At 53.6% G+C, this 20,393-nt stretch carries 16 protein-coding genes and 1 pseudogene; 7 read left to right on the forward strand and 10 right to left on the reverse strand.

What is annotated here, in order from left to right; translation table 11 throughout:
- Positions 1–9 precede the first annotated feature (9 nt).
- From kce to ACR0DE_RS14675, 4 genes are read right to left on the reverse strand one after another with little or no spacing between them, the layout of a single operon-like run.
- Positions 10–942: a 3,5-dioxohexanoate:acetyl-CoA acetone transferase gene (gene kce / locus ACR0DE_RS14660; RefSeq protein WP_170648587.1), complete on the reverse strand. Its 933-nt coding sequence runs from the start codon at positions 940–942 to the stop codon at positions 10–12.
- On the reverse strand, positions 942–1,736 hold the full coding sequence (locus ACR0DE_RS14665; protein WP_170395498.1) for an SDR family oxidoreductase: 795 nt from the start codon (positions 1,734–1,736) through the stop codon (positions 942–944). Before ACR0DE_RS14665 ends, kce begins: the two co-directional genes overlap by 1 nt.
- Positions 1,737–1,741: 5 nt before the next feature.
- Positions 1,742–3,268 (reverse strand): choline-sulfatase, encoded by a 1,527-nt coding sequence (gene betC / locus ACR0DE_RS14670; protein WP_480753967.1) that lies wholly within the window; start codon positions 3,266–3,268, stop codon positions 1,742–1,744.
- Entirely contained in the window at positions 3,265–4,386 is a 1,122-nt protein-coding gene (locus ACR0DE_RS14675) for an aromatic ring-hydroxylating oxygenase subunit alpha (RefSeq protein WP_480753969.1), read from the reverse strand. The genes betC and ACR0DE_RS14675 overlap by 4 nt, the downstream gene beginning before the upstream one ends.
- A gap of 666 nt (positions 4,387–5,052) precedes the next feature.
- Here ACR0DE_RS14675 and ACR0DE_RS14680 point away from each other — a divergent pair.
- The 3 genes from ACR0DE_RS14680 (at position 5,053) to ACR0DE_RS14690 (ending at position 7,984) form a co-directional block, all read left to right on the forward strand.
- Positions 5,053–5,415 carry a hypothetical protein gene (locus tag ACR0DE_RS14680; RefSeq protein ID WP_480753971.1) on the forward strand — a complete coding sequence of 121 codons (363 nt, stop codon included), beginning with the start codon at positions 5,053–5,055 and terminating at the stop codon, positions 5,413–5,415.
- A 1,305-nt stretch (positions 5,416–6,720) separates the two neighbouring features.
- The gene (locus ACR0DE_RS14685; RefSeq protein ID WP_170395513.1) at positions 6,721–6,933 is read left to right on the forward strand and encodes a hypothetical protein; all 213 of its coding nucleotides are present in this window, start codon (positions 6,721–6,723) and stop codon (positions 6,931–6,933) included.
- A gap of 241 nt (positions 6,934–7,174) precedes the next feature.
- Entirely contained in the window at positions 7,175–7,984 is an 810-nt protein-coding gene (locus tag ACR0DE_RS14690) for a hypothetical protein (RefSeq protein WP_480753973.1), read from the forward strand.
- Between the two features lie 341 nt (positions 7,985–8,325).
- Here the strand turns inward: ACR0DE_RS14690 and ACR0DE_RS14695 are convergent.
- From ACR0DE_RS14695 to ACR0DE_RS14710, 4 genes and pseudogenes are all read right to left on the reverse strand, one after another.
- Positions 8,326–9,274, reverse strand: a pseudogene (locus tag ACR0DE_RS14695) (DMT family transporter).
- Positions 9,275–9,745: 471 nt separating this feature from the next.
- Positions 9,746–11,110 carry an alpha/beta fold hydrolase gene (locus ACR0DE_RS14700; protein WP_170612273.1) on the reverse strand — a complete coding sequence of 455 codons (1,365 nt, stop codon included), beginning with the start codon at positions 11,108–11,110 and terminating at the stop codon, positions 9,746–9,748.
- 479 nt (positions 11,111–11,589) lie between these two features.
- On the reverse strand, positions 11,590–12,129 hold the full coding sequence (locus ACR0DE_RS14705) for a luciferase domain-containing protein (RefSeq protein WP_480753975.1): 540 nt from the start codon (positions 12,127–12,129) through the stop codon (positions 11,590–11,592).
- Positions 12,130–12,194: 65 nt separating this feature from the next.
- Complete coding sequence (locus tag ACR0DE_RS14710; RefSeq protein ID WP_480753977.1) at positions 12,195–12,785, reverse strand: YceI family protein; 591 nt, start codon at positions 12,783–12,785, stop codon at positions 12,195–12,197.
- A gap of 124 nt (positions 12,786–12,909) precedes the next feature.
- Here ACR0DE_RS14710 and ACR0DE_RS14715 point away from each other — a divergent pair, with 124 nt between their 5' ends.
- The gene (locus tag ACR0DE_RS14715) at positions 12,910–13,491 is read left to right on the forward strand and encodes a TetR/AcrR family transcriptional regulator (RefSeq protein WP_170408611.1); all 582 of its coding nucleotides are present in this window, start codon (positions 12,910–12,912) and stop codon (positions 13,489–13,491) included.
- Positions 13,492–13,686: 195 nt separating this feature from the next.
- Here the strand turns inward: ACR0DE_RS14715 and ACR0DE_RS14720 are convergent, their stop codons facing one another.
- Positions 13,687–14,274 carry a TetR/AcrR family transcriptional regulator gene (locus ACR0DE_RS14720; RefSeq protein ID WP_480753979.1) on the reverse strand — a complete coding sequence of 196 codons (588 nt, stop codon included), beginning with the start codon at positions 14,272–14,274 and terminating at the stop codon, positions 13,687–13,689.
- A gap of 80 nt (positions 14,275–14,354) precedes the next feature.
- Between ACR0DE_RS14720 and ACR0DE_RS14725 the strand changes: the two genes are divergently transcribed.
- Positions 14,355–14,828 (forward strand): cupin domain-containing protein, encoded by a 474-nt coding sequence (locus tag ACR0DE_RS14725; RefSeq protein WP_480459832.1) that lies wholly within the window; start codon positions 14,355–14,357, stop codon positions 14,826–14,828.
- 261 nt (positions 14,829–15,089) lie between these two features.
- On the opposite strand, the gene ACR0DE_RS14730 is transcribed toward ACR0DE_RS14725, so the two are convergent.
- Entirely contained in the window at positions 15,090–15,731 is a 642-nt protein-coding gene (locus ACR0DE_RS14730) for a TetR/AcrR family transcriptional regulator (RefSeq protein WP_170424007.1), read from the reverse strand.
- Between the two features lie 87 nt (positions 15,732–15,818).
- On the opposite strand from ACR0DE_RS14730, the gene ACR0DE_RS14735 reads away from it, so the two are divergent.
- Together ACR0DE_RS14735 and ACR0DE_RS14740 are read left to right on the forward strand one after the other, a co-directional pair.
- Positions 15,819–16,979, forward strand: a complete 1,161-nt coding sequence (locus tag ACR0DE_RS14735; protein WP_480502827.1) for an efflux RND transporter periplasmic adaptor subunit — start codon at positions 15,819–15,821, stop codon at positions 16,977–16,979.
- Positions 16,980–16,991: 12 nt separating this feature from the next.
- Positions 16,992–20,135, forward strand: coding sequence for an efflux RND transporter permease subunit (locus ACR0DE_RS14740; RefSeq protein ID WP_480753982.1), 3,144 nt, complete (start codon positions 16,992–16,994; stop codon positions 20,133–20,135).
- Positions 20,136–20,393 lie beyond the last annotated feature (258 nt).

The following is a 20,393-nucleotide window of genomic DNA, read 5'->3' on the forward strand; positions in this document are numbered from 1 at the left end:
TGCATCTCCTTAGAAGCCAACCTGATCGCCGCCTTTTAGTGCGAGCCGCATGCGCGCTTCTGCTGGCGACGCGACCGTAAGGCCAAGGTTTTCAACGATTGATCGGATGCGCGTGACCTGTTCCGCGTTAGATTTTGCCAACTCACCCTTGCCGATGAACAGGCTGTCTTCGAGACCGACACGCAGGTTACCGCCCCGCATGGCGCTTTGGGTCGCAAATGGCATTTGGTGACGACCAGCGGCAAGGACCGACCATTCGTAATTCTCTGCTCCGAACAGCTTATCGGCTGTGTTGTGCATGTGGGTCAGATGGTCGGCATCTGCGCCAACGCCACCCAAGATGCCAAATACCATCTGAATGAAAAATGGCGGTTTAATCAGGCCCTGATCCACGAACCATTTGACGTTGTAGAGATGTCCAAGATCATAGCATTCGAACTCGAACTTGGTGCCGTGATCTCCACCAAGTTTTTCGATGGCGTAACGAATTGTTTTGAAAGTGTTGGGAAAGATAAAGTCTTCCGTCATCTCCAAAAATGGCCGTTCCCAGTCGTGCTGAAACTCGGTGTATTTCTGCAGCATCGGAAAGATACCAAAGTTCATGGATCCCATGTTGAGCGATGCCATCTCTGGGCTGGTAGATGTCGCCGCCCGCAGCCGCTCATCCATCGACATCCCCAAGCCGCCGCCGGTCGAGACATTCATCACAACATCGGTGGACTGCTTGATTACGGGTAGAAACTGCTTGAACAGCTCAGGTCGGGGATCGGGTTTTCCTGTCTCCGGGTGCCGTGCGTGCAGGTGAATGATTGATGCCCCTGCCTGGGCCGCCTCAATACTGGCCGTCGCAATCTCGGCCGGTGTAATCGGCAGATGCGGAGACATTGACGGCGTATGGATGCCTCCGGTCGGCGCGCAAGTGATAATGACTGGCTTGGGCATCAGAGCTTCATCTGCTGCACTTGTGCAGACAGCCCCCCGTCCAGAACCCACAACTGGCCAGAGGCATAGCGCGCCTCGTCCGAGGCAAGCCAGTTGACCAAATTTGCAATATCCTCGGGCGTCCCGTAGGTCCGCATTGGATGAACATCGCGCACGGCCTTTTGCAGCGTTTCAATGTTGCCACCTCCTCCGCCGGATCCATCGCCGTTGAAGAAGCTCTGCAGCATTGGAGTGTCGATATAGCCAGGGCAGATGGCATTCACCCGGATACCTTCTGGGCCATGATCGCAAGCCATTGCGCGGGTCAAAGCGTGAACTGCACCCTTGGTCGCGCAATAGGCCGCAAGCCCTGGATCTGCGATGAACCCGTCGTAGGAGCCAAAATTGATAAGGCTTGCGCTATTCCCTGTCTTCGCCGCTTCGCGCATCAATGGGATGGCGTATTTCGAGGTCAGGAACGTGCCCGTGGAATTAACCGCAAAGCTTTGATTCCATTCCTCCAACGTGGTCTCTTCAACCGTTTTTTCGATCTCGATCCCCGCCGCGTTCACTAGGATGTCCAACTTTCCGTGTGCGGCGCGCACATGATCCATCGCCGCAACCGAGTCTGCTTCTTGAGTCACATCCAGCTTAACAAAATGACTGCCATCATCATCGTGCTGATCTAACGACCCTTCCGGTGTGAGGTCAGCGGCAAATACCGTTGCGCCTTCTCTTAGAAACCGAGCGACAATCGCGCGCCCGATTCCACCGCGGGCACCAGTCACGAGAGCAACTTTTCCGTTCAGCATCATTGGTTTCAATCCTTCAATGGCGGATAGCGGTAGCGGCGTGCAGCCACTGTCCAATCCAAATTGTTGCGTACATACTGCTGACTTGCATCGGACGGCGGGTTGTAGTCCCAAGGCTCGCTGGCACCGGCCTCCATCGCGGCATGTAATGCACGGCGCGATTTTTGCGTGGCGATTATCTTCTTTCGCAAAGCACTGCCGTCCCAACGCTCGACGACTTCAGCTGCAAAACGAGTTTTCGCGTCAGAGTAGCTTGGGTCCGAAGCTAAATTCTTCGTTTCCATCGGGTCAGCACTCAGGTCATAGAGCTGCGGTGGGTCGCTATCACAATGAATATATTTTAAGGGCCCGCGCCGGATCATGATCACAGGATAGCCCGTCATCTCGGCACAGTATTCTCCGATCGCCTCATCAACTGGATCATCTTCACCCCGAGCCAGAGGCATAAGGCTACGACCGTCGATCGGCTCTCCGATCATCGCCTCATCACCGCCACCGAGGTCGATAAATGTCGGCAACAGATCGACCAGTGACACTGCATTCTGCGCCGTTCCAATCGCAATGCCCGGCCCGGCCATGACTAACGGAACTCGCGCGGAGTGCTCAAAGAAGTTCATTTTGTACCACAGCCCACGTTCACCCAGCATGTCGCCATGGTCGGCTGTGACAATCACAATGGTGCTGTCCAACTCGCCCGTTTCTTCGAGGGTTTGAACCAGCTCTCCGATTTTGCTGTCGAAGTAACTGACGTTTGCCAGGTAGGCATGGCGCGCGCGCAGGATTTCTTCCTCGGTCAGTGGCACATAAGACGCTTCGATCCCATCCAATAAACGTCGTGAAAAGGGGTCTTGATCCTCCAACGCGGGCACAAAGGCGGGCAAGTCAATTTCATCATCTGTATACAGGTTCCACCATTCTGGTCGGGCTACATATGGATCGTGCGGGTGAATGAAGCTTGCAACCATCGCAAAAGGCGCGTCATTGCCAAGCGCTTTGTCTCGGGCCGCATCGAACAGCCAGCGTTTGGCAGCAAAACCGACCTCGTCGTCATAGTCGATCTGGAAAGTCGCGTGGGCAACGCCGCTTTCCTTCACCGTTCGCATGTTGTGATACCACTTGTCGATCCGCTCGTCCGGGGCCTCCCAATCCGGGGTCCACGCGAAATCAGCAGGATAGATGTCGGTTGTCACACGATCCTCAAATCCATGCATCTGATCCGGTCCGACAAAATGCATCTTGCCTGCCAAACATGTACGATAGCCCAGCGATTTCAGATAATGCGCAAATGTCGGCACCGAAGCCTTGAACTCGGATGCATTGTCGTAAGCTGCGATGCGACTGATGTGCTGACCCGACATAAAGGAAAACCGTGAAGGCGCACAGAGAGGGGAATTGCAGTAAGCTGCATCAAAGCGCATGCCGCGCGCGGCCAACGCGTCAAGATGTGGCGTCTTGGCGACCTTATGCCCGTACGCCCCTGTGAAATGCGGAGCCAATTGGTCCGCCATGACCACAAGGATGTTTGGCCGCGTCACGTGGCACCTTTTGCGTAAGCGTCCAAGACTAAGCCATGGAAGTGATGAACGGCGTGCTCGGACTTGCCGGACCCGTCCGGGTCATTGACGATCCGACCTTGGGTGAACGCAGGTGTATTCATCCCGCGCTGCACACTTTCGACGAGGCTGATATCTTCGACCTGAAGTACCTCGTCCAGATAGCGAATTGCATCCAGCTCCATCGCGTCAGGTTCCGGCGTCTCAAGGAAGAAGTCATAGGTCTCAAGCGTCCGATCTGGCCCAACAGGGATAATGTTCAACACGATCATGCTGGACCGTCCCGGATATCGCATCAGGCAAGTGGTAGGATAGAGCCACCAAACCGCGTGGGTTTTTACCGTGGCGTTTGAGACGTCATAGGCGGTATTTGGACTGTTGCCTGCGTCAGCCATATGGCTGGAGTAAATGCCGTAGGTTGTAACCTTGTAGGTATCCATATCCACGAGGTCACAAAAATCCTTATGGGCCGTAGGGCAATGATAGCACTCAAGGAAATTGTCCACGACGTTCTTCCAATTCGACTTGATGTCGTAGGTCAGACGGTGGCCAAAAGTGAGTTGATCCACATCTGGTGCCCAATGGCGCACCTCGGTTTCCAGGTTTCCGGATTGCTCTGACAAAGAGGCAGCCGTCGGATCCAAATTGACAAAAACAAAGCCGCAAAACTCTTCGACCTGCACTTCGTCGAGGCAAATCTCATCCTTGTTGAAGTCTTCGAGGTTTTCAGTATGTGGCGCACGCGCCAATTGCCCGTCAAGCTTATAGACCCAGGCATGATAGGGGCACATAATCCGTGTGGTATTGCCTTCGCCTGATAGCAGTTCATGAGCACGGTGTTTGCATACGTTGTAAAAGGCGCGGAGCTTACCCTCTTTGTCGCGCACAACCGCAATAGGTTGACCGGCAATATCCACTGTTACATATGATCCCGGCTCTTGTGTTTTCTCGACATGACACACCCATTGCCAAGTTTTGGAGAGGATGGAGCGAAGGTCTGCGTCAAACCACTTGCGCTCGGTGTAGGCAGCAGCCTGCAATGAGCTGGAGCGCGATGGGTCAGCATGATAGCCAAAGAAAATTGCACCTGAATCAGTCATGATAGCGTCTCCGATGTTAGGTTAAATCTATTGCGCGTGGGATTCGAAGCTATGTTTAATCAGCCGCTAGTTTGATTATTTTCGCTAAGCATTTGGCTTTCGGGGACACCGTACTAACCCATCAAGCACTGCGTTTAGCTGCCAAGCGAATGCTGGGCCCTTGACTGCATCTGTTATGCGGTCATTCGTGCACACTGCAGGAATCGGCAAAATGGGCTCAAACCGAACATTCTCTGCACTGCGGTTGTGGGAATCTGGCGGAGTGTCTGGATTGCGGGACAAAGTCGCCTTTTGTTGACGCCGCTTTTGCTCACGCAGCATTTCCTCGCATCTGCGGCAGCGTCCTCTCGTTGGCGCAGAAAATTTCACGAGACCGGACATTGAAGCCATTCGGTTAGTCGGCTTTCAATCCGACCTTTCGCCGCGACCAACCTCAATCACCAAGGGGCGGACGAAGCCAACATTCATTCGTTGAACGCTTTCGACGGGTCGTCCAGTGTTAAAGGGCGTGAATCGCACATAGCTGTACGTGGAGTAGTATTGACCCTTTGGAAAAGGCTTGTGAGAACGTTCAAGCGACCGGAATTCGCTGGGCCTGATCACAGGAGCAGGGAAGCATTTATACGCAGCTTTTGTCAGGACTACAAAGCCTGGAATGATTATTGCATGGCGATAAGCACCGCAACCGAGTGTCTCAAACGTCCAGAAATGATATCAGAGTTATCGAAGGCTCACTCTGATTTCGTTGGCATATACGCCACTCCCGACATCGAGCTACAATTGATATCTTTCGGAACAGATGCATCCTTCGACCCAAGCAGGCTGACGTGCGGAACTGCGGAAATAGAAGGCTCTCGTCTGAAGCAACCGTTTTTAATCAAAAGTGTGCACGGGGATTGGTCTGATAAGTACATTGCACATAACAAGGAAAGCGTGGACGGCTCGTTTCGGCTAGAACAGATTTACTTTATAGATCCATTTCCTGAGGATAATAAGGAGAACGAAGCCGCTTTTCTTCCTATTTTGTGAACGTCAAAGTTGGGCTCTTCTGGCACCTTCGTCGCAAGATCTATGAACGACCGCTCCAGGATGGAGCTCCCTTTGCTGTGCGTCGTATGAATGGGCAAGATGCAGGACAAATCTGCCGTTCAACTTTTCTGTGGTGGTGTCTGCTTATCTAATAGCCGTATAATCCGTTCAGTCAGTTATGCTTGAACCAGAACAGGTAATTTGATCGTGCAATTTGGTGTTGTTGACCTTCAAACCTGACAAATTTGGATTTTCTATCAGGTCGCTGCTCAGACTCTCACATCGCTCGACGAACACCCACCTTGGCGTTAAGTTGCCCGAACAGGTTGGCGAAAATGATCAACCACGAAGGCACGGATTGGGCGGAGGCAACAAAGCATTATGCCTGAGAAAATTTAATGACATCGAGATTAACGCATTTCTTCCAAAAAGCACTTGGCCGTAAGCGCAATAGTCACAGGTTATCGAATGAGGACGAAAATTTCGTCGGCAGCGCAGCCGCGGGAATGTTGGCACAAATTCAGCACGAAACGAATATGCGCGCCGCGCGTGGGAACGAGCCGATCTCCGTTCGTCTTGTCCCCCAAGTGCCAGTACGGGATGCGGATGCCGCGGCGGGTTGGATCGGAGGAGGGGCTTGTCGGTTACTTTGCCCTCTGGCGCCATAGCTCGTGTAGAAGCGATTTCAGACCTGAATGTCGAGAGCTTCGCGCCAGGCGAGGACAGAAATCAGCACCAGGTTCTCGCCAATTGGACTGCCCGTGTAAGCGGCGGTCATTGGGGGCATCTACATAGGCAAACGGTTTCTTATCGCGGCTTGCTGGATGTTTCGCGGCATGGCGACCATTGAATGCTTGATGACCTGACGATTATCAGCGCCAAAACAGGAGGGTAATTCAGTGGCTGAAACGCGACCTCAAAACCAGTCATTTGAGCACTTATCGGAAATTGGACTCACAATGCGAGCAGGGAGCTGACATTTCAGTGTTTCGGCATTCACTTGAATTGCCACCAATCGCCAATGTCCCGAAAGGCACCAAAAGTACGGCAGTGCGTTGGCAGTTCATTTTGAGGCCGAAACGTCTTAGGCTGTGAAATGGGCCGTAAACGGAGGAACCAATCGTAATACGAACAATCGCACTCGCGCTTGTGGCAAGCGTCATTGCAAACCCTTCTTTTGCAACGTTTCTTGTTTCCTGCGAAGCGCCTGATGAGTCAGGCGTTGCGGTAGCATTTGGCTTTGGATCTGTACCCGGCCTTGCGATTATCAGCGCGACGATCCACGCGGATGGACAGGACTGGAGCATGACAGAGACAGAAGGTGCGCTGCCCATTGTTTTGGCGCAGGGGGCCTCGGAGAACACACACACATTGCTGGATTTCGCCGATCCTGAGTTTGATCGCATTGTTGCATCCGTGCGGCTGATTACGGCTGATGAAGGCGATGACCAAATCACCGTTGGCACGCTTAAGATCCCAGAGGTCGGGGTCTTTCCGCTGGTCTGCGAAGGACCATGACCCATATCTGTGCCAGAAACGTGTGGGCGGGGCAGAGAGAGAATTCCGATGCCCATGACCTGGTGAAAGAACATCCAGTTATAGCTTCATTCTCCGTTTTTTGGCGATCTCGGCCCGCCCTGACCTATAGATATGAGGTCAACACCCCGGACAAATTCAGACGTGGCATTTTCTAGCTGGATTCCACACCACGCCCACCCGGCAACCTTCTAGCGGCCACGCCACCTCAGGAGACAGTCGCATGATCCAAGAAATACAACAACCTGGAGATCCAGTAGCCGACATTCTCTTCAATTGGCTTCCATTTCTTGGGATGGTTGCGCTTGGCGTAGTAGGATTGATCATCACCGCGCGGGGCTATCGGCACTATCTCAATTCGACGTATCTAAAGCGAGCCGGCCGACCTGGGCAGGCGCGCGTGACCGACAAGTGGGTCAAGAAGGGCCACGTTGGTCGCAACGAACGGCATCGTACGAAACCTTCGAAACGTTACTTTCTGCGCTTCCAACTTTTGGATGACCCGCGCGCATTTTCCCTAAAAGAAGTCGCTCCGGTAGACCTTTGGAACGCGGTCGAGGTCGGCGACGCGGTCGACGTGCTCTATCACCCGAGGCGGCGCTTGATGCGCCTTGCTGCCTGGACGAAGTACAGCGGGACAAACGCAGGTGCGGCCCAGATGGCGATTGGTGCGATCATGCTGTCAGCAGCCATCGCTTCGGTTGCAGAAGGCGCAGTCTCCGCTTTGCGAAGTCCTGAGCAGCGCATTGCTGGCGAAAGATGGGTTCGCAGCAAGGCAGAGGTTTTGAACATGGGCAAGCCTGCGGATCCGTATCTGCGTATGTTTGCCCCAGGGTCTCGGATGATCCGTGTCGTGTTCGGAGAGACCCATGGCGGCGCATTCTTAGGGAATGAGCGCTTTATCCGTGTGACCCCAGCAGAAATTGAAACTTACGCCATCGACGACGAAGCGATCCTGGTTGCCTGGATGGACCCGGAGAATGAACTCAATGCCGTTCTGGACCTTGAGAGGCGTGACACAGATTTGCGCTGATTGTTTTGACTAAAAGTAAGGCGACAAATACACTCAGATGGCGAGTTGGCCCGAATTACGTGACTGATCTTGGTTGCAAAGAAAGTGCACTTTTGATTCTGGAAAAGTCGAAGTGCTGAATAACCAGATTGGCAATGCAAGCATCAATATCGCTTTATGTCTGCCGCATGTGAACACGTGCTGCGACAGCGCTCTCTGAAATTCAAAAATCTAGAAGGTCCGCGAGTCGCACGTTGATTATTGGTCTGATGCTGCGTTGTTGATGAATGTCCGGTTCGAAGGGCCTCGCCGCAGCAACTTGACCAGGATGTGTAGGTCGGCTTTAGGCCGGGCATGTAGCCTTAGATTGGAGGTACGGCGCGTTCGGTGACCAACTGTCTGGCCGCCACCCTTTCGCGATGTATCATGTACGGCCCTGCACTGATGATGATCGCAATGCCAATCAGGCTAAGCGTATTCGGGAAGTCATTGAAGACAAGATAGCCGAACAAGGTCGCGACCGGCAGCTCAAAATACTGCAGCGGTGCCAGCGTGACGGAAGGCGCAAAAGACAGCGCATAGGTCATCATCATGTGGCTCACCGTCGCGAAGAAGCCAGCGCCCAAAAGCCACAACAGAGCGGTGTCTGTTGGCCAAACGGGATCAAACAAATCAGAGCCGGAACCTTGCGCAACAATTAGAGCTGGAATGCAAAACAGGCTGGCGATCAGACCGGTGTGGAATTGCAGGGTCACGGGGTGCACCCGACGCGACAATCCCCGGGTCACAAGAATGTAGAAAGCGAAGGCAACTGCCGTTCCTACCGGAATAATAGCGACCGCGCCGAAAGCTGCGAAACTGGGCTGGATGACGAACAACACCCCGACAAACCCCACAAGCGCCGCGCAGACGCGACGCGGGCCGACATCTTCACCAAAATAGAACTTGCCGACCAACAAGACGATGAACGGGGCCACGAACACGATTGCTAATGCATCGGCAAGGGGCATCACCGCGGATCGCGGCAATGAAGCAAAATGTTGCGAACACCAACAGCAATGAGCGGAAAACCAGCACCATCACCTGACCTTTCGCCACGCGCAACGACAGTCCCATTATCCAGATGAAAGGCGCCATCAACGCGCATTGTACCACAAACCGAGCAGCCGTAATCTGCCCAACCGGCACACTGGTTGACGCGAGTTTCGCAGACACATCCAGCAAAGGAGCGGTTAGGCAAAACGCCAGCATCAGCGCAACGCCAACAAGTGTGCGATCCGGAGATTGAGGTATGCGTTCAGCTGAGGTCATCACTTTATTTAGAGATGTCGCCAAATGCGTGTCTGTTCTCAATACGACGACAGGCAAAAATCCCGCTATCCACGAGTTCGGGTTGAATTGGATATAGCGCTCGCGGCGAATGTCTCTTCTGACGGTCCGCACAGTCGCATCAGATGGCCGGGCCAAATGGCAGCTAGGGCCGTTATCACACATCCCAACAAACTGACTTATCGGAAGCTTTGTCCGCAGAGCGGTCATTCGGGGTGAGGCGATCAGTGTCTGCTGTGCGGACAAAGTTGCCATAGGCTCAATGGTTGTTGAGGACCGGTCTCAGCTCAAACCGGACATTCGTGACAAGACTTTGCAGTTTCCGAGATCAGGACAAAGCGGTCGATGACGAGAAGCTTAGAGTTTTCAAATTCCAGTATCGAAAATCAAAGGGCGCACGGCATCTTCTTACCTTCGAACAATAAAGGCTTGGCAAAGAAAAACGTACACTGCTCAAATTGAACTCAAGAAACGCTCAATTTCCACTAGGGCTTTAGGCCAGGCAGGATCATACTCTGGCATCGTGTTGTTTGCTGTTTCAAGGCCAATAAAGCGCGCATTCTCGATGCCGGAGGCGAATATCCTACCTTGTTCAACACTGTGCATCCTGTCTCGATTAGCGTGCATGACAAGAGCCGGACAGGTGATCCGCGGAAGTAGATCGGTTACGTCGACCCCTGCGACCAGTGGTCCAATCTTGAGCCAATCCTGATGGTCCATTGCCACTTTCATAAACTCTGCATAAGTGCGCTGGTCATGCGGACTTGCGGTTGGAGCAAAAGACTGGGCCATCAAGTCTCTTGCAGAAGGGTATTCATCGTTCCAGCCTTCAAGACTCATATCCATCATTGCTTGCCCAAGAGCGGCAATTCCAGGCTGTGAACGCACCGCGAGTCCTTGTGCAAATCCACCGAGTAGAACCAACCCCGAAACACGGTCAGGATTATGTGCGGCAAAAGCCGCCGCAATGGTTGCCCCAAAAGATATGCCAAACAATGGCATTTTTTCGATCCCGACTGCGTCCAGTACGGCCTCAACATCTTCGACGATTCGATTCAAAGACACATCCTGCACGCCCCGCTGGGACAAGCCATTGTTTCTACCATCAAACCGATAAAGGCAGTGATTTTCAGAAAGCAGCGGCAACCACCCGGCGATGGTGTTCATCGTCCAATCGTATTCCAGATGCCTGAGCCAGTTTGGTGTGACCAGTAACTTTCTACCGCTTCCAGTGGATGTCCAGGCAAGCGTTGTACCGTCTTTTGATTTTGCAAAGCGGACGTCTTGAGAGTTAGCCAGCAGCTTGTTCTTTGCGTGTCTTTTGTCACCATCTAAGTCAATAGAGTAGGCTTCCACTGGATTTGGAATTCCCTTCAACCGTATCGAGCTTTCTGGTCGCAAAGCAACCGCCAGCGAAGTTCCTGCAACTTCAGCAGCTGTCTTGCTGACGAGACAACTTCCAATATGCGCGCTGGACTGAAGGCGCGACGCAACATTCACGGCCTCTCCGAACAAGTCTGCGCCATTTGGCATTACGTCGCCAACGTGGAGACCTCCTCGAAGTGTTACGTCTTCATCTCTCATCTGATTGAAAATCTGGCTGGCAGCATTAATTGCGTCAGTGGCTGCAACAAACTCAACCAAAGCACCATCTCCCATCAGCTTGAATATTCGTCCATTGTTTTCATGGACCAACGGTCTGATCACATCGTCCAAAATGCGTTGTAGAGTGTTCAGCGTGGTCTCAGCATCCTCTGACATGCGCTTGGTATATTCGACGACATCGAGGCTTAGGATCGCAGCAATTTTCCGCTTCATCAGTCGATGTGATCCTTTTAGCTAAACCAATTCCTCTGAACCAAAATTAACAGACGAATAGATTTTTGTGGCTAAAACATGTGCCTGGGTATTTTGCTAAGCCGGCAAGTTCCAAAACTTGCGTTGAAACACACAGCCGAGCAAAATGTCTAATTGGCTGGCGAAACCTAGAATTGAGGTGGAGTGGTTAGCGCGTTTCGCGTTACTAACAAAGGTTCACTTTGCAATATCCATTCTGAAAGTGTCAGCCCGTTGCTCTCTTCATCTGTGACCGATGGCGGCCCGAAGCGGAACTTCGACTCTGAGCTTTGCAAAATCTAACAAGCGGACGGCCGCTTCCATTAGTGTGAATGGCTTGAAGGTATCGAGCGCTTCGCCACGGCGACAATTTAATAAAAAATGACTATGAGAAACAAGGTGGCTGAAACTGCTCTCTGACAGGAAACAGGTGTCCCCGCACACTTTCGCACAATTCGAGCTTAGCCCAATGTCTTGCCGGTGATGAAGGTGTACGAGCTTTCTACCAGATCGATGACGACATCCAACTCTTCTGGTGTGGTCGGTGTATATATCAAGACAAAGCCGCTCCACCCAGGACGTTGCTTGGCCCAAGGGTGAGCTACGGCCCAGCCAGCCTCAATTGCCCGCCGCGCCATTGCCGGATGCAGCGAAGCGTGCAAGCTGCCATCAGGATGCATATGCGCAAATTCAAACCCACCGACGATAGAGCTCGGTTGAGACAACAACATGTCGGGATCAAGCTGAAAACCAATTGCGCCAGGTAGTGATATGCGTGTGGGGCCAAGTGTAACCCCTGGGAATTGAGCAACTCGCTCCAGCAATAGCTGGGCCAATTCGGCATCAATTTTGACACCAATCTGAGTATGCGGTACGCCGCTTGTCGTTTCAGGACGGTGCGAGGTGCGCTCCGGCAAAGAGCGCTCTTGCGCGGACGCCATCGAGCACATCAATGCCACTACCGTCGTCGCAACCGCCAATGTTCTCAGGTGCACATTCATTTTGTTGTCAGCCCGTCAAAAGTAAAGATTGAGTGCTCAGCGCGGTTTCGGTGCCCCTGCACGCATCATTCAGCTTTTAACGCCTCGATATTGATCAAGAGATCTATTTCGTTGCTCACCGCTGGTGCAAAGGCCCCAAGTCCGAATTCAGACCGCACGATAGTCGCCGTTGCTGCCAGCCCCAAGGTTGGTGTGCCCTCCTTTTCGCCAAAAGGGTATGGCGCTGACTTGTTAAGCGTTGTTTCCAGAACAACAGGTTTGGTGATGCCATTCATGGTCAGGTCGCCAGAAATATTCGCGGAATTGTCCCCGGTGACTTCGATGCTGGTTGAGGCGAATGTGACCACGTCACCGTCAGTCGCGCCAAAAAAATCATCGGACATGAAGTGTTGCAAACGGGCATCCCAGCCCGTGATCATAGATTTTACAGGCATAGACACTGTGACAGATGATGCAGACGGATCATCTTCGTTGAACTTTATCTCACCGCTAAAACCTGAGAACATTCCAAATGTTTCTGAGAACCCGATGTGGTCGTAGCTGAACAATACCTGGCTGTGTCCAGGATCCAGCTCGTAGGTGCCACTCTCGGACAAAGCGGTTGTCGGGCCCATCGATAAGAGTACCGCCAGCGGGGTTGCTGCCACTTTGAACATTGATACGCTCCCATTTTGACAAGACGTGTTTGTGGAATTGAGTTTTGCGATTTAGGTATTGGCTGACCATACTTTTAGGGCAAAATGTTCTACAGCGCAACAAAATGTTCTATAGGAGGGGCGATTGAAAGAAGATCCCAGGCTGATCGCCACACGACAGGCCGCACTTGATGCGGCGCAAAGGATACTGATGGATGAGGGCGTGCTGCACGTAACTCATGGCGCGGTTTCAAAGGCAACGGGCATTTCGCGCAGCACACTTTACAGGCACTGGCCAGATGCGCGCGGTCTGCGTGATGCAGCATTCAGGCGCATCGCAACACCGCCTAACATACCACCCAAAACAGATGGCCCGCTGCGATCTGACCTGCGCTGGTTACTCGGAGTACTGATGGGAGCCTTGAACGACACACCATGGGGCCAAATTGCACCTCAAGTTGTCGCTGCTGCGTCCACCGATGCAGAAGCGCGCTTGGTGATCACTGAATTCATGAAAGACAGGTTTGCAAGTGTTGAAGCCGTGCTTTCAGCCGCAATAGATCGGGGTGAGATCGCCGCCGACGTTCCGGTTGACCAATTCATAGAACTGGCAGTCGCTGCACCTTATTTCCGCAAGCTCATTCGTCACGAGGCGCTGAACGAAGAATGGTTGGACAAACATGTCGATCTGCTTTGCAGTATCGCGAAAACCAATTCAGGACAGTGACCATCGCCTGACTTTGCAATCACAGCGACCTTCAACTGGCGCGAGATTTCGACAGAACAGCAAGTTGTGATCAATAGCCTGTCCAGCCAGTTCCTCATAACTGCTGCTCCAAAAGGTCTCGGCAAACGTTCCCTATGATCGTTCGTTGAGGATTGCAAAGTCTGCTTTCTGCGCATTTCTGTAATTCGGCCATCCTCAATTTTTTGGTAAGTAACGATCCAACAGAGCGTCGACCAACCCATCCTGAAGTTGGTAGCCAGTTGCTTCGTCCACGCGCAAAATGTCTTCAAGAATAACAAGTTGTTCCATGCCCGTCGTCATGGACAATCGCTTCGCCAGGTCGTCAATTTCCTTCGGCTCCATCAATGGGTGAACTGGCGCAAGTGCTTCCGAAAAAGCCGCCACTCTTCTGGCGCCACGCATTTTGACAGTTCCATCCTCAAGAGATGCCTTGAGTGATTCAGCTAAAAACTGCCGGAAGTGCGCCTCATGAACCCGAGAAAAATCCAGGTAGTAGCGCGCGACGACATGTACACGACTCCTGACGTCATCCAGCCCAAAAAGAAGTTCTGACGTTGGAGTGACATCTAGATCGAGCGTCGCATCCAAAGCCAAAACACTTGGGTCAGAAAAATAACGATAGACCGTCGCACGGCTGGTTTTGGCGCGTTCGGCAACTTTTGCCAGCGTGACTTCCTTGCCTTCCGACATCAGGTCACGTGCTGCCGATAGAAGTGCTTCTCGCGTCCGGTTGATTTGATTTGTACGAGGCGCCAATCTCAATCCCTTTGTGATACACTTGTCTCATAAGTAGATATGTGTATCATAAGTGCAGTGTTATTCAAGTAAAGGGAGTCGCAGCAATGACAGAACCTCGCCCGCGAATTTATCATCTTCTTGGGAACCTGCTGACCTTTCACGCCTTTCCCAGTGAGACCGGAGATCGTTGTACTATCATTGAGATAAAGACGGCGCCTGGTGCCGGTGCGCCGCCTAATCATCACGCTGGCGAAGATGAGAGCTTTTATGTGCTCGATGGAGAATTCGAGTTCTTTTTGAATGGCGAGACAGTCAACGTCAAATGTGGTGACTTCGTTAAGGTTCCGGACGGCGCAGTGCACGCCTTTACATGCACCGGAGAGCGGCCTGGCCGGCTACTTTGCATTAACGCCCCCGGCGCGATGCATGACACTTTTTTTACCGAAGCCGGTGAAGCAATGCCTGACGGCACGACTGATATTCCGGCACCAGATGGACCACCAGACATTCCGGCGATCATGGCTGTGGCAGGTCGAGTGGGAATGACGATCCTGGCGCCTGCGGACGTTCCCAGCTAACGAACGCGCGTGCATAACTCCGGGTTGCGAAACGGAGGCTTTGGAACAAAGCTTCTGCCGTACACCCTAACTTGTAATACTGGCTCAACCCGAAGCCGACATTCACGACGAGACCTTGCGATTCTGGATAGCCGACATTGGCGGCGCTTTCCAAAAAATGTCTTCTATGTGAACCTGAGCAATCGTTTAGGCGCAGGCGTGACAGCGGCTTAGATCGTCTGCTATGAGTGCTTGGTTGAATTCGTTTTAGTGTGAGAACGCTCAACTCAACATTCTTTCCGAAACGTCCTCAAGAAGGGTATGAAGATCGAATTCTTCACCTTTCTCTGCAAGCCCTTTGTCATGCAAAATGAAGGACAGCCCGTGCACGAAACTCCACAACAAAAAACCACGGCGGCGAACTTCGTCTGTGATTCCCGGTTCACCGAGACATTTTGCTACTTCAGTCAAAAGAATCCCGAAACTTTGCTGGCCGCCTTCCTCCAGCCGGGGATCCGCGATGCGGTCTGTGAAGCCGCCAAATTTCAGTCTGAAGATCCCGGGCTCATTTAACGCAAAGGCAATATACTCCATCCCTATGGCAGTAATGCGCTCGGGAGATCCTTCAGGAACGCCTTCTAGCGCAGTAAGCATTTTGTCTCGGTGCCGATCCATTCCCTCAAGGACAGTGGCGACCAGCATTTCTGTCTTGTCTTTGAAGTGCTTGTAAGGTGCCGCAGTCGATACGCCCGCGCGTCTGCACGCCTCGGATACGGAAAAACTGTCCGGACCTTTTTCTTCTACCAACTGTCGGGTTGCTTCGATCAGTGCAGCGCGGAGATCACCGTGATGATAGGCTTTCTTGCTGACGGAAAGACCAGCCGTTTGTCTGCTAGTCGAATGATTTTTTTCGATGCTGCTCATGATCCAACATGTGCCAGATCACGTATCTCTTGTCAAAGTAAGAACTTCTAACATATGTTAGAGACGCTAACTTGATGAGGTCCCCAAATGCCGAATCCTGCTAATTCATCTACTGAAGCGACCAAACCGAGCCTATTTGCACGTGTGTTACGCGGCACTGTGCGTTTGGGAGTGACCGTCAGTTTTATAGCCGTTGCAGCGGCCGCCGTTCACTTTGGCGCATCCGAGCTCACCCGTAGAGCGGAGGCGGTGCCCGCACCGGATGCCGCCGCTGTGACCCCGGTATCCGTGACGCCGATAACGTCCGAGAGCGCTTACACGGTCGACCGTGTGTTCATCGGGCAGGTCGAACCTCAGCGTTCGGCAGATATCTCTTTCGAGCTGAACGGGACGCTCGATCAAATTCTGGTGGATGAGGGTGACAAGGTTGCCAAAGGTCAACTTCTTGCGACACTGGACATTGCACTGCTGGAGGTCGAACGCGACCGTCTGACATCATCACGCGATGCCATTGCAGCCCAGCTTGCATTTGCAAGAAAGACGGTCGAGCGAAACGCGAAACTCATTGAACAAGGCTTTACCAGTCAAGCCCGTTTGGACGAAGCCGTTTCTCAGCAAGATGAATTGTTATCCAGAATTGGCGAGTTGGATGCGGCCTTGCGCGATGTTACCGTTCGGATTGAGAAATCCAGCATCGAGGCCCCATTTGCCGGTCAAATAACCGCGCGACACGTGGACGGCGGCGAAACTCTGCGCTCGGGCGAGCTGGTTCTAGGAATGGTCGAGGTCGTGTCGCCGCAGGTTCGGATCGGTGTTCCTCTCGATGTTGATCCGGCGCTTCTGACTGATGTTGAGATCGAAATATCAGCTAAAAGCTACCGGGCTGAGCTTGCAACCTTGCGGCCCGATATTGACCCGGTGACCCGAACCCGCACTGCGCTGTTCGATCTGAAAAACGCTCCCGACGTTGCTTTCGGACAAACCGCACGTGTGCATGTACTCGATCCTGTCCAAAGTGCGGGGACCTGGGTGCCCACAACATCGCTGAAGGAAGGAACGCGCGGGCAATGGACACTGCTGGTTGCCGACGCGCAAAAGACTGTGCGCCTGGCGACGGTCGAAGTGCTGCATGCCGAAGACGACCGCGTCTTTGTGCGTGGCGCGTTTCCGGAAGGCACCGTCCTGATCGATCAGGGTCCGCAGCGGGTGAGCGTTGGTCAGCGCGTCGCCTTCGACACTGGCGAGTAACGGAGCGATCTGATGGAAACCCTAACCTTTCGCCATCCCCGGCTGGTTGCTCTCATCATTTTGGTGCTTGTGTCTGCAGGGCTGTCTTCGTTCCTATCGCTTGGGCGACAGGAAGACCCCACGATCACCAACCTCTTCGCAACCATAACCACGCAGTTTCCTGGCGCAGACCCCGAACGGGTTGAAGCACTGGTTACCGCAGAAATCGAAGAAGAACTGCGAAAGATCGCCGAGGTGGATGAGATCAGTTCTGTCTCCCGCTCGGGCGTGTCGGTCGTTTCTGTTGAATTGCTGGAAACACTAGACGAAGCCACCATTGAGCAGGTTTGGGCCGAGGCTCGGGACGCCGTGGAAGATGCGCGCCAGAACTTCCCGGCAGGAGTATTGCCACCGGAATTCGATGCCGAAGGTATTGCTGCCTATTCCGCTGTCATTGCAGTTGCGGCCGAGGACCCCGACTTCCCGATAACTTTGCTGTCTCGTCATGCCGAAGCATTGGGTGACAGATTGCGCGCGATACCTGCGACACGAGCCGTCGACTATTTCGGTCAGCCAGAGGAAGAGGTGCTCGTAAGTGTCGATATGGACAAGGCCGCTGCGCTTGGGCTTGGCGCCGCCGAGATTTCCCAGCGGATCGCCGAAGCAGATGGGAAGGTTCAGTCTGGGCGGCTGCAATCCGATGTCGACCTAACCATTGGCGTCAGCGGAGAAATTGAGAGTCTGGATCGTATTCGGAGCATCGTCCTGCGTGAAAACGCGGACGGTGCAGTGGTGCAGCTCGGCGATATTGCCAGCGTAGACCGGGGCGCACGCGAACCGCAGTCCTCAATCGCTTTTGCCAACGGGATGCCCTCCGTTTTGGTCGGAATTCTGGCGCAGGACGGCGTGCAGATCGACCGCTGGACAGGCTTTCTACGGGATGAGCTTGAGGCCGGCGCCGCAGCGGTACCTTTGGGCATGCAGGAAATACTGCTGTTTGATCAAAGCCAGTACACGACGGATCGTTTGTCAGAGGTTGGGGTCAACATGGCCATTGGCGTGGCTCTGGTTGTGGCAGTTTTGTTTGTTACGTTAGGTGTTCGGGCAGCCGCGATCGTGGCTTTGGTTTTGCCGGTTGTCTCATTGGCGACCCTGGCGACGATGAACATGATCGGTTTGCCCATTCACCAGATGTCCGTGACGGGTCTGATCGTTGCCCTCGGTCTGCTTGTTGACGCAGCCATCGTGATGACCGATGAAATTCGACGTCGTCTGCAGGATGGGATGGAGCGACTTTCAGCCGTGCGAGATGCTGTTCGCCGGTTGGCCGCGCCTTTGCTGGCGTCGACCGTCACTACAGCGCTTGCCTTCACGCCGATGATCTTGCTGCCGGGACCCGCCGGCGACTTTGTCGGTGCTATCGCTATCGCCGTGGTGCTGATGCTTGCTTGGTCCCTGGTTGTGGCCTTGACTGTGACTCCAGCGATTGCGGGCTGGCTACTGTCCGATCGCCCAGACGCAGGAATGCTGAGCCGCGGTATCAGCATCCTGCCACTTGCCCGTATGTTCGAGGCCTCAATTCGATTGTCAGTCACCAATCCGGTGCGATCTATCGCGTTGGCATTGATCTTGCCGGTGCTTGGCTTTGCGGCCTTTCCAACGCTGACCGCGCAATTCTTCCCGGGCGTCGACCGCAACCAATTCTATATCGAAGTCGACATGCCGGGTGGAACGTCAATTGCCACCACCGAAGCAACCGCCCGCCAAATCGATGAAATGCTGCTGGCTGACGACGGCGTCAAAAGTGTCTACTGGACCGTCGGAGAGTCCGGCCCGGCATTCTACTACAACATCGTTGGAAACCGCTCACGAGAGCCTGGGTTTGCACAAGCTATGATCACGACCGGCACGGCAGACGACGCCGCCCGCCTTGTTGGAACTTTGCAGAGTCGTCTGGATACCGACTTTCCTGATGCGCAGATCATCGTTCGCAGTCTTGTTCAGGGCCCTCCGGTCGCCGCACCGGTTGAAGTCAAAATTCAGGGGCAGGACATCACGGTTTTGCGTGATCTGGGCGACGAGGTGCGTTCAGTAATGGCCAATCTCGATCTAGTAACCCAGGCGCGCGCCAGCGTGAACGGCGGCAACCCTCAAATCCGGTTCGAGATTGATGAGGTCAAAGCGCGTCTGCTGGGACTGGATGTGGCGGATATAGCTGGTCAGCTGGACACGGCGCTTGTTGGCATTACCGGTGGATCACTGATCGAAGGGACCGAACAGTTGCCGGTGCGTGTTCGACTGGGTGACGAGGTGCGATCAGACCTAAGCGCCATTGTCAGTATGCCCATCCTGCTGCCCAATGCTGCCGCCGTATCCGCCACAAGTGTTTTCCCTGCTGTGCCGTTGTCGGAACTAGCCAGGCCGGTGATCGAACCAGCGGAAAGCGTCATAACCCGAACGGATGGCGTGCGCGAAAACACTATCCAAGCGTTTATCGTCCCCGGTGTTTTACCCGAAGAGGCGTTGCAAGACGTACTAGAAGCGCTTAATGCGTCCGGGTTTGTGTTACCGCAAGGCTATTCGATGTCCTTAGGTGGCGACAGTGATGCCCGATCCAACACCGTGGGCAATCTGCTTGCCTCTGTTGGATTGATTGTCACACTCTCCATTGCGACCATCGTTCTCACCTTTAACTCGTTCCGGCTGACGCTCGTGACCTTGGTCGTGTGCGTGTTGTCTGCAGGCCTTTCAATGCTGTCGCTGGCCGTTATGCAATTCCCGTTCGGAATAACGGCGATTATCGGTGTCATCGGCTCGATCGGGGTTTCGATCAACGCGGCGATAATAATTTTAACCGGGTTGCAACAAGACGTTGACGCAAGCCAAGGCGACCGGGTGGCGATGGCGCGTGTTGTGACTGGTTCAAGTCGGCATATCATCTCGACAACGGTCACAACCTTTGGTGGTTTCCTACCCCTGATCATAGCTGGAGGAGCATTTTGGCCGCCATTCGCCGTTGCAATCGCTGGGGGCGTACTGTTGTCGACTGTCGTATCGTTTTATTTCACTCCGCCAATGTTCGCCCTGGTGCATCGTGGAAAGCTTGACCAACCGCTTGAGGCAAACAACCAGCATTCCCAGCCTCAAGAAGCTATTGTTGCGCTTGTGGCAGAGTGAGGTTCGAGACTACTTCTCCTTGCAAATTGGTATGTTTCAAAGCCGCCGTTGTTCGAAGCGGGGTTCACTTTCTGCTATGGGCCGCACCCCGGACTTTGCATAGTCTGGTTTCTGCGCATTGCTGTAATTGGGGCATCGCGCAGCATCGGTCAAAGTGGGCTCGGTGCAGACCTTCGCTGCGTTCCAGCTAACAGACCTCTTTGCGGACAAAGCGGACGTTCGAACTCAGACGCAATAATAACTCCGCGCACAATTGGC

This window comes from Ruegeria sp. C10 (genome assembly GCF_056537805.1).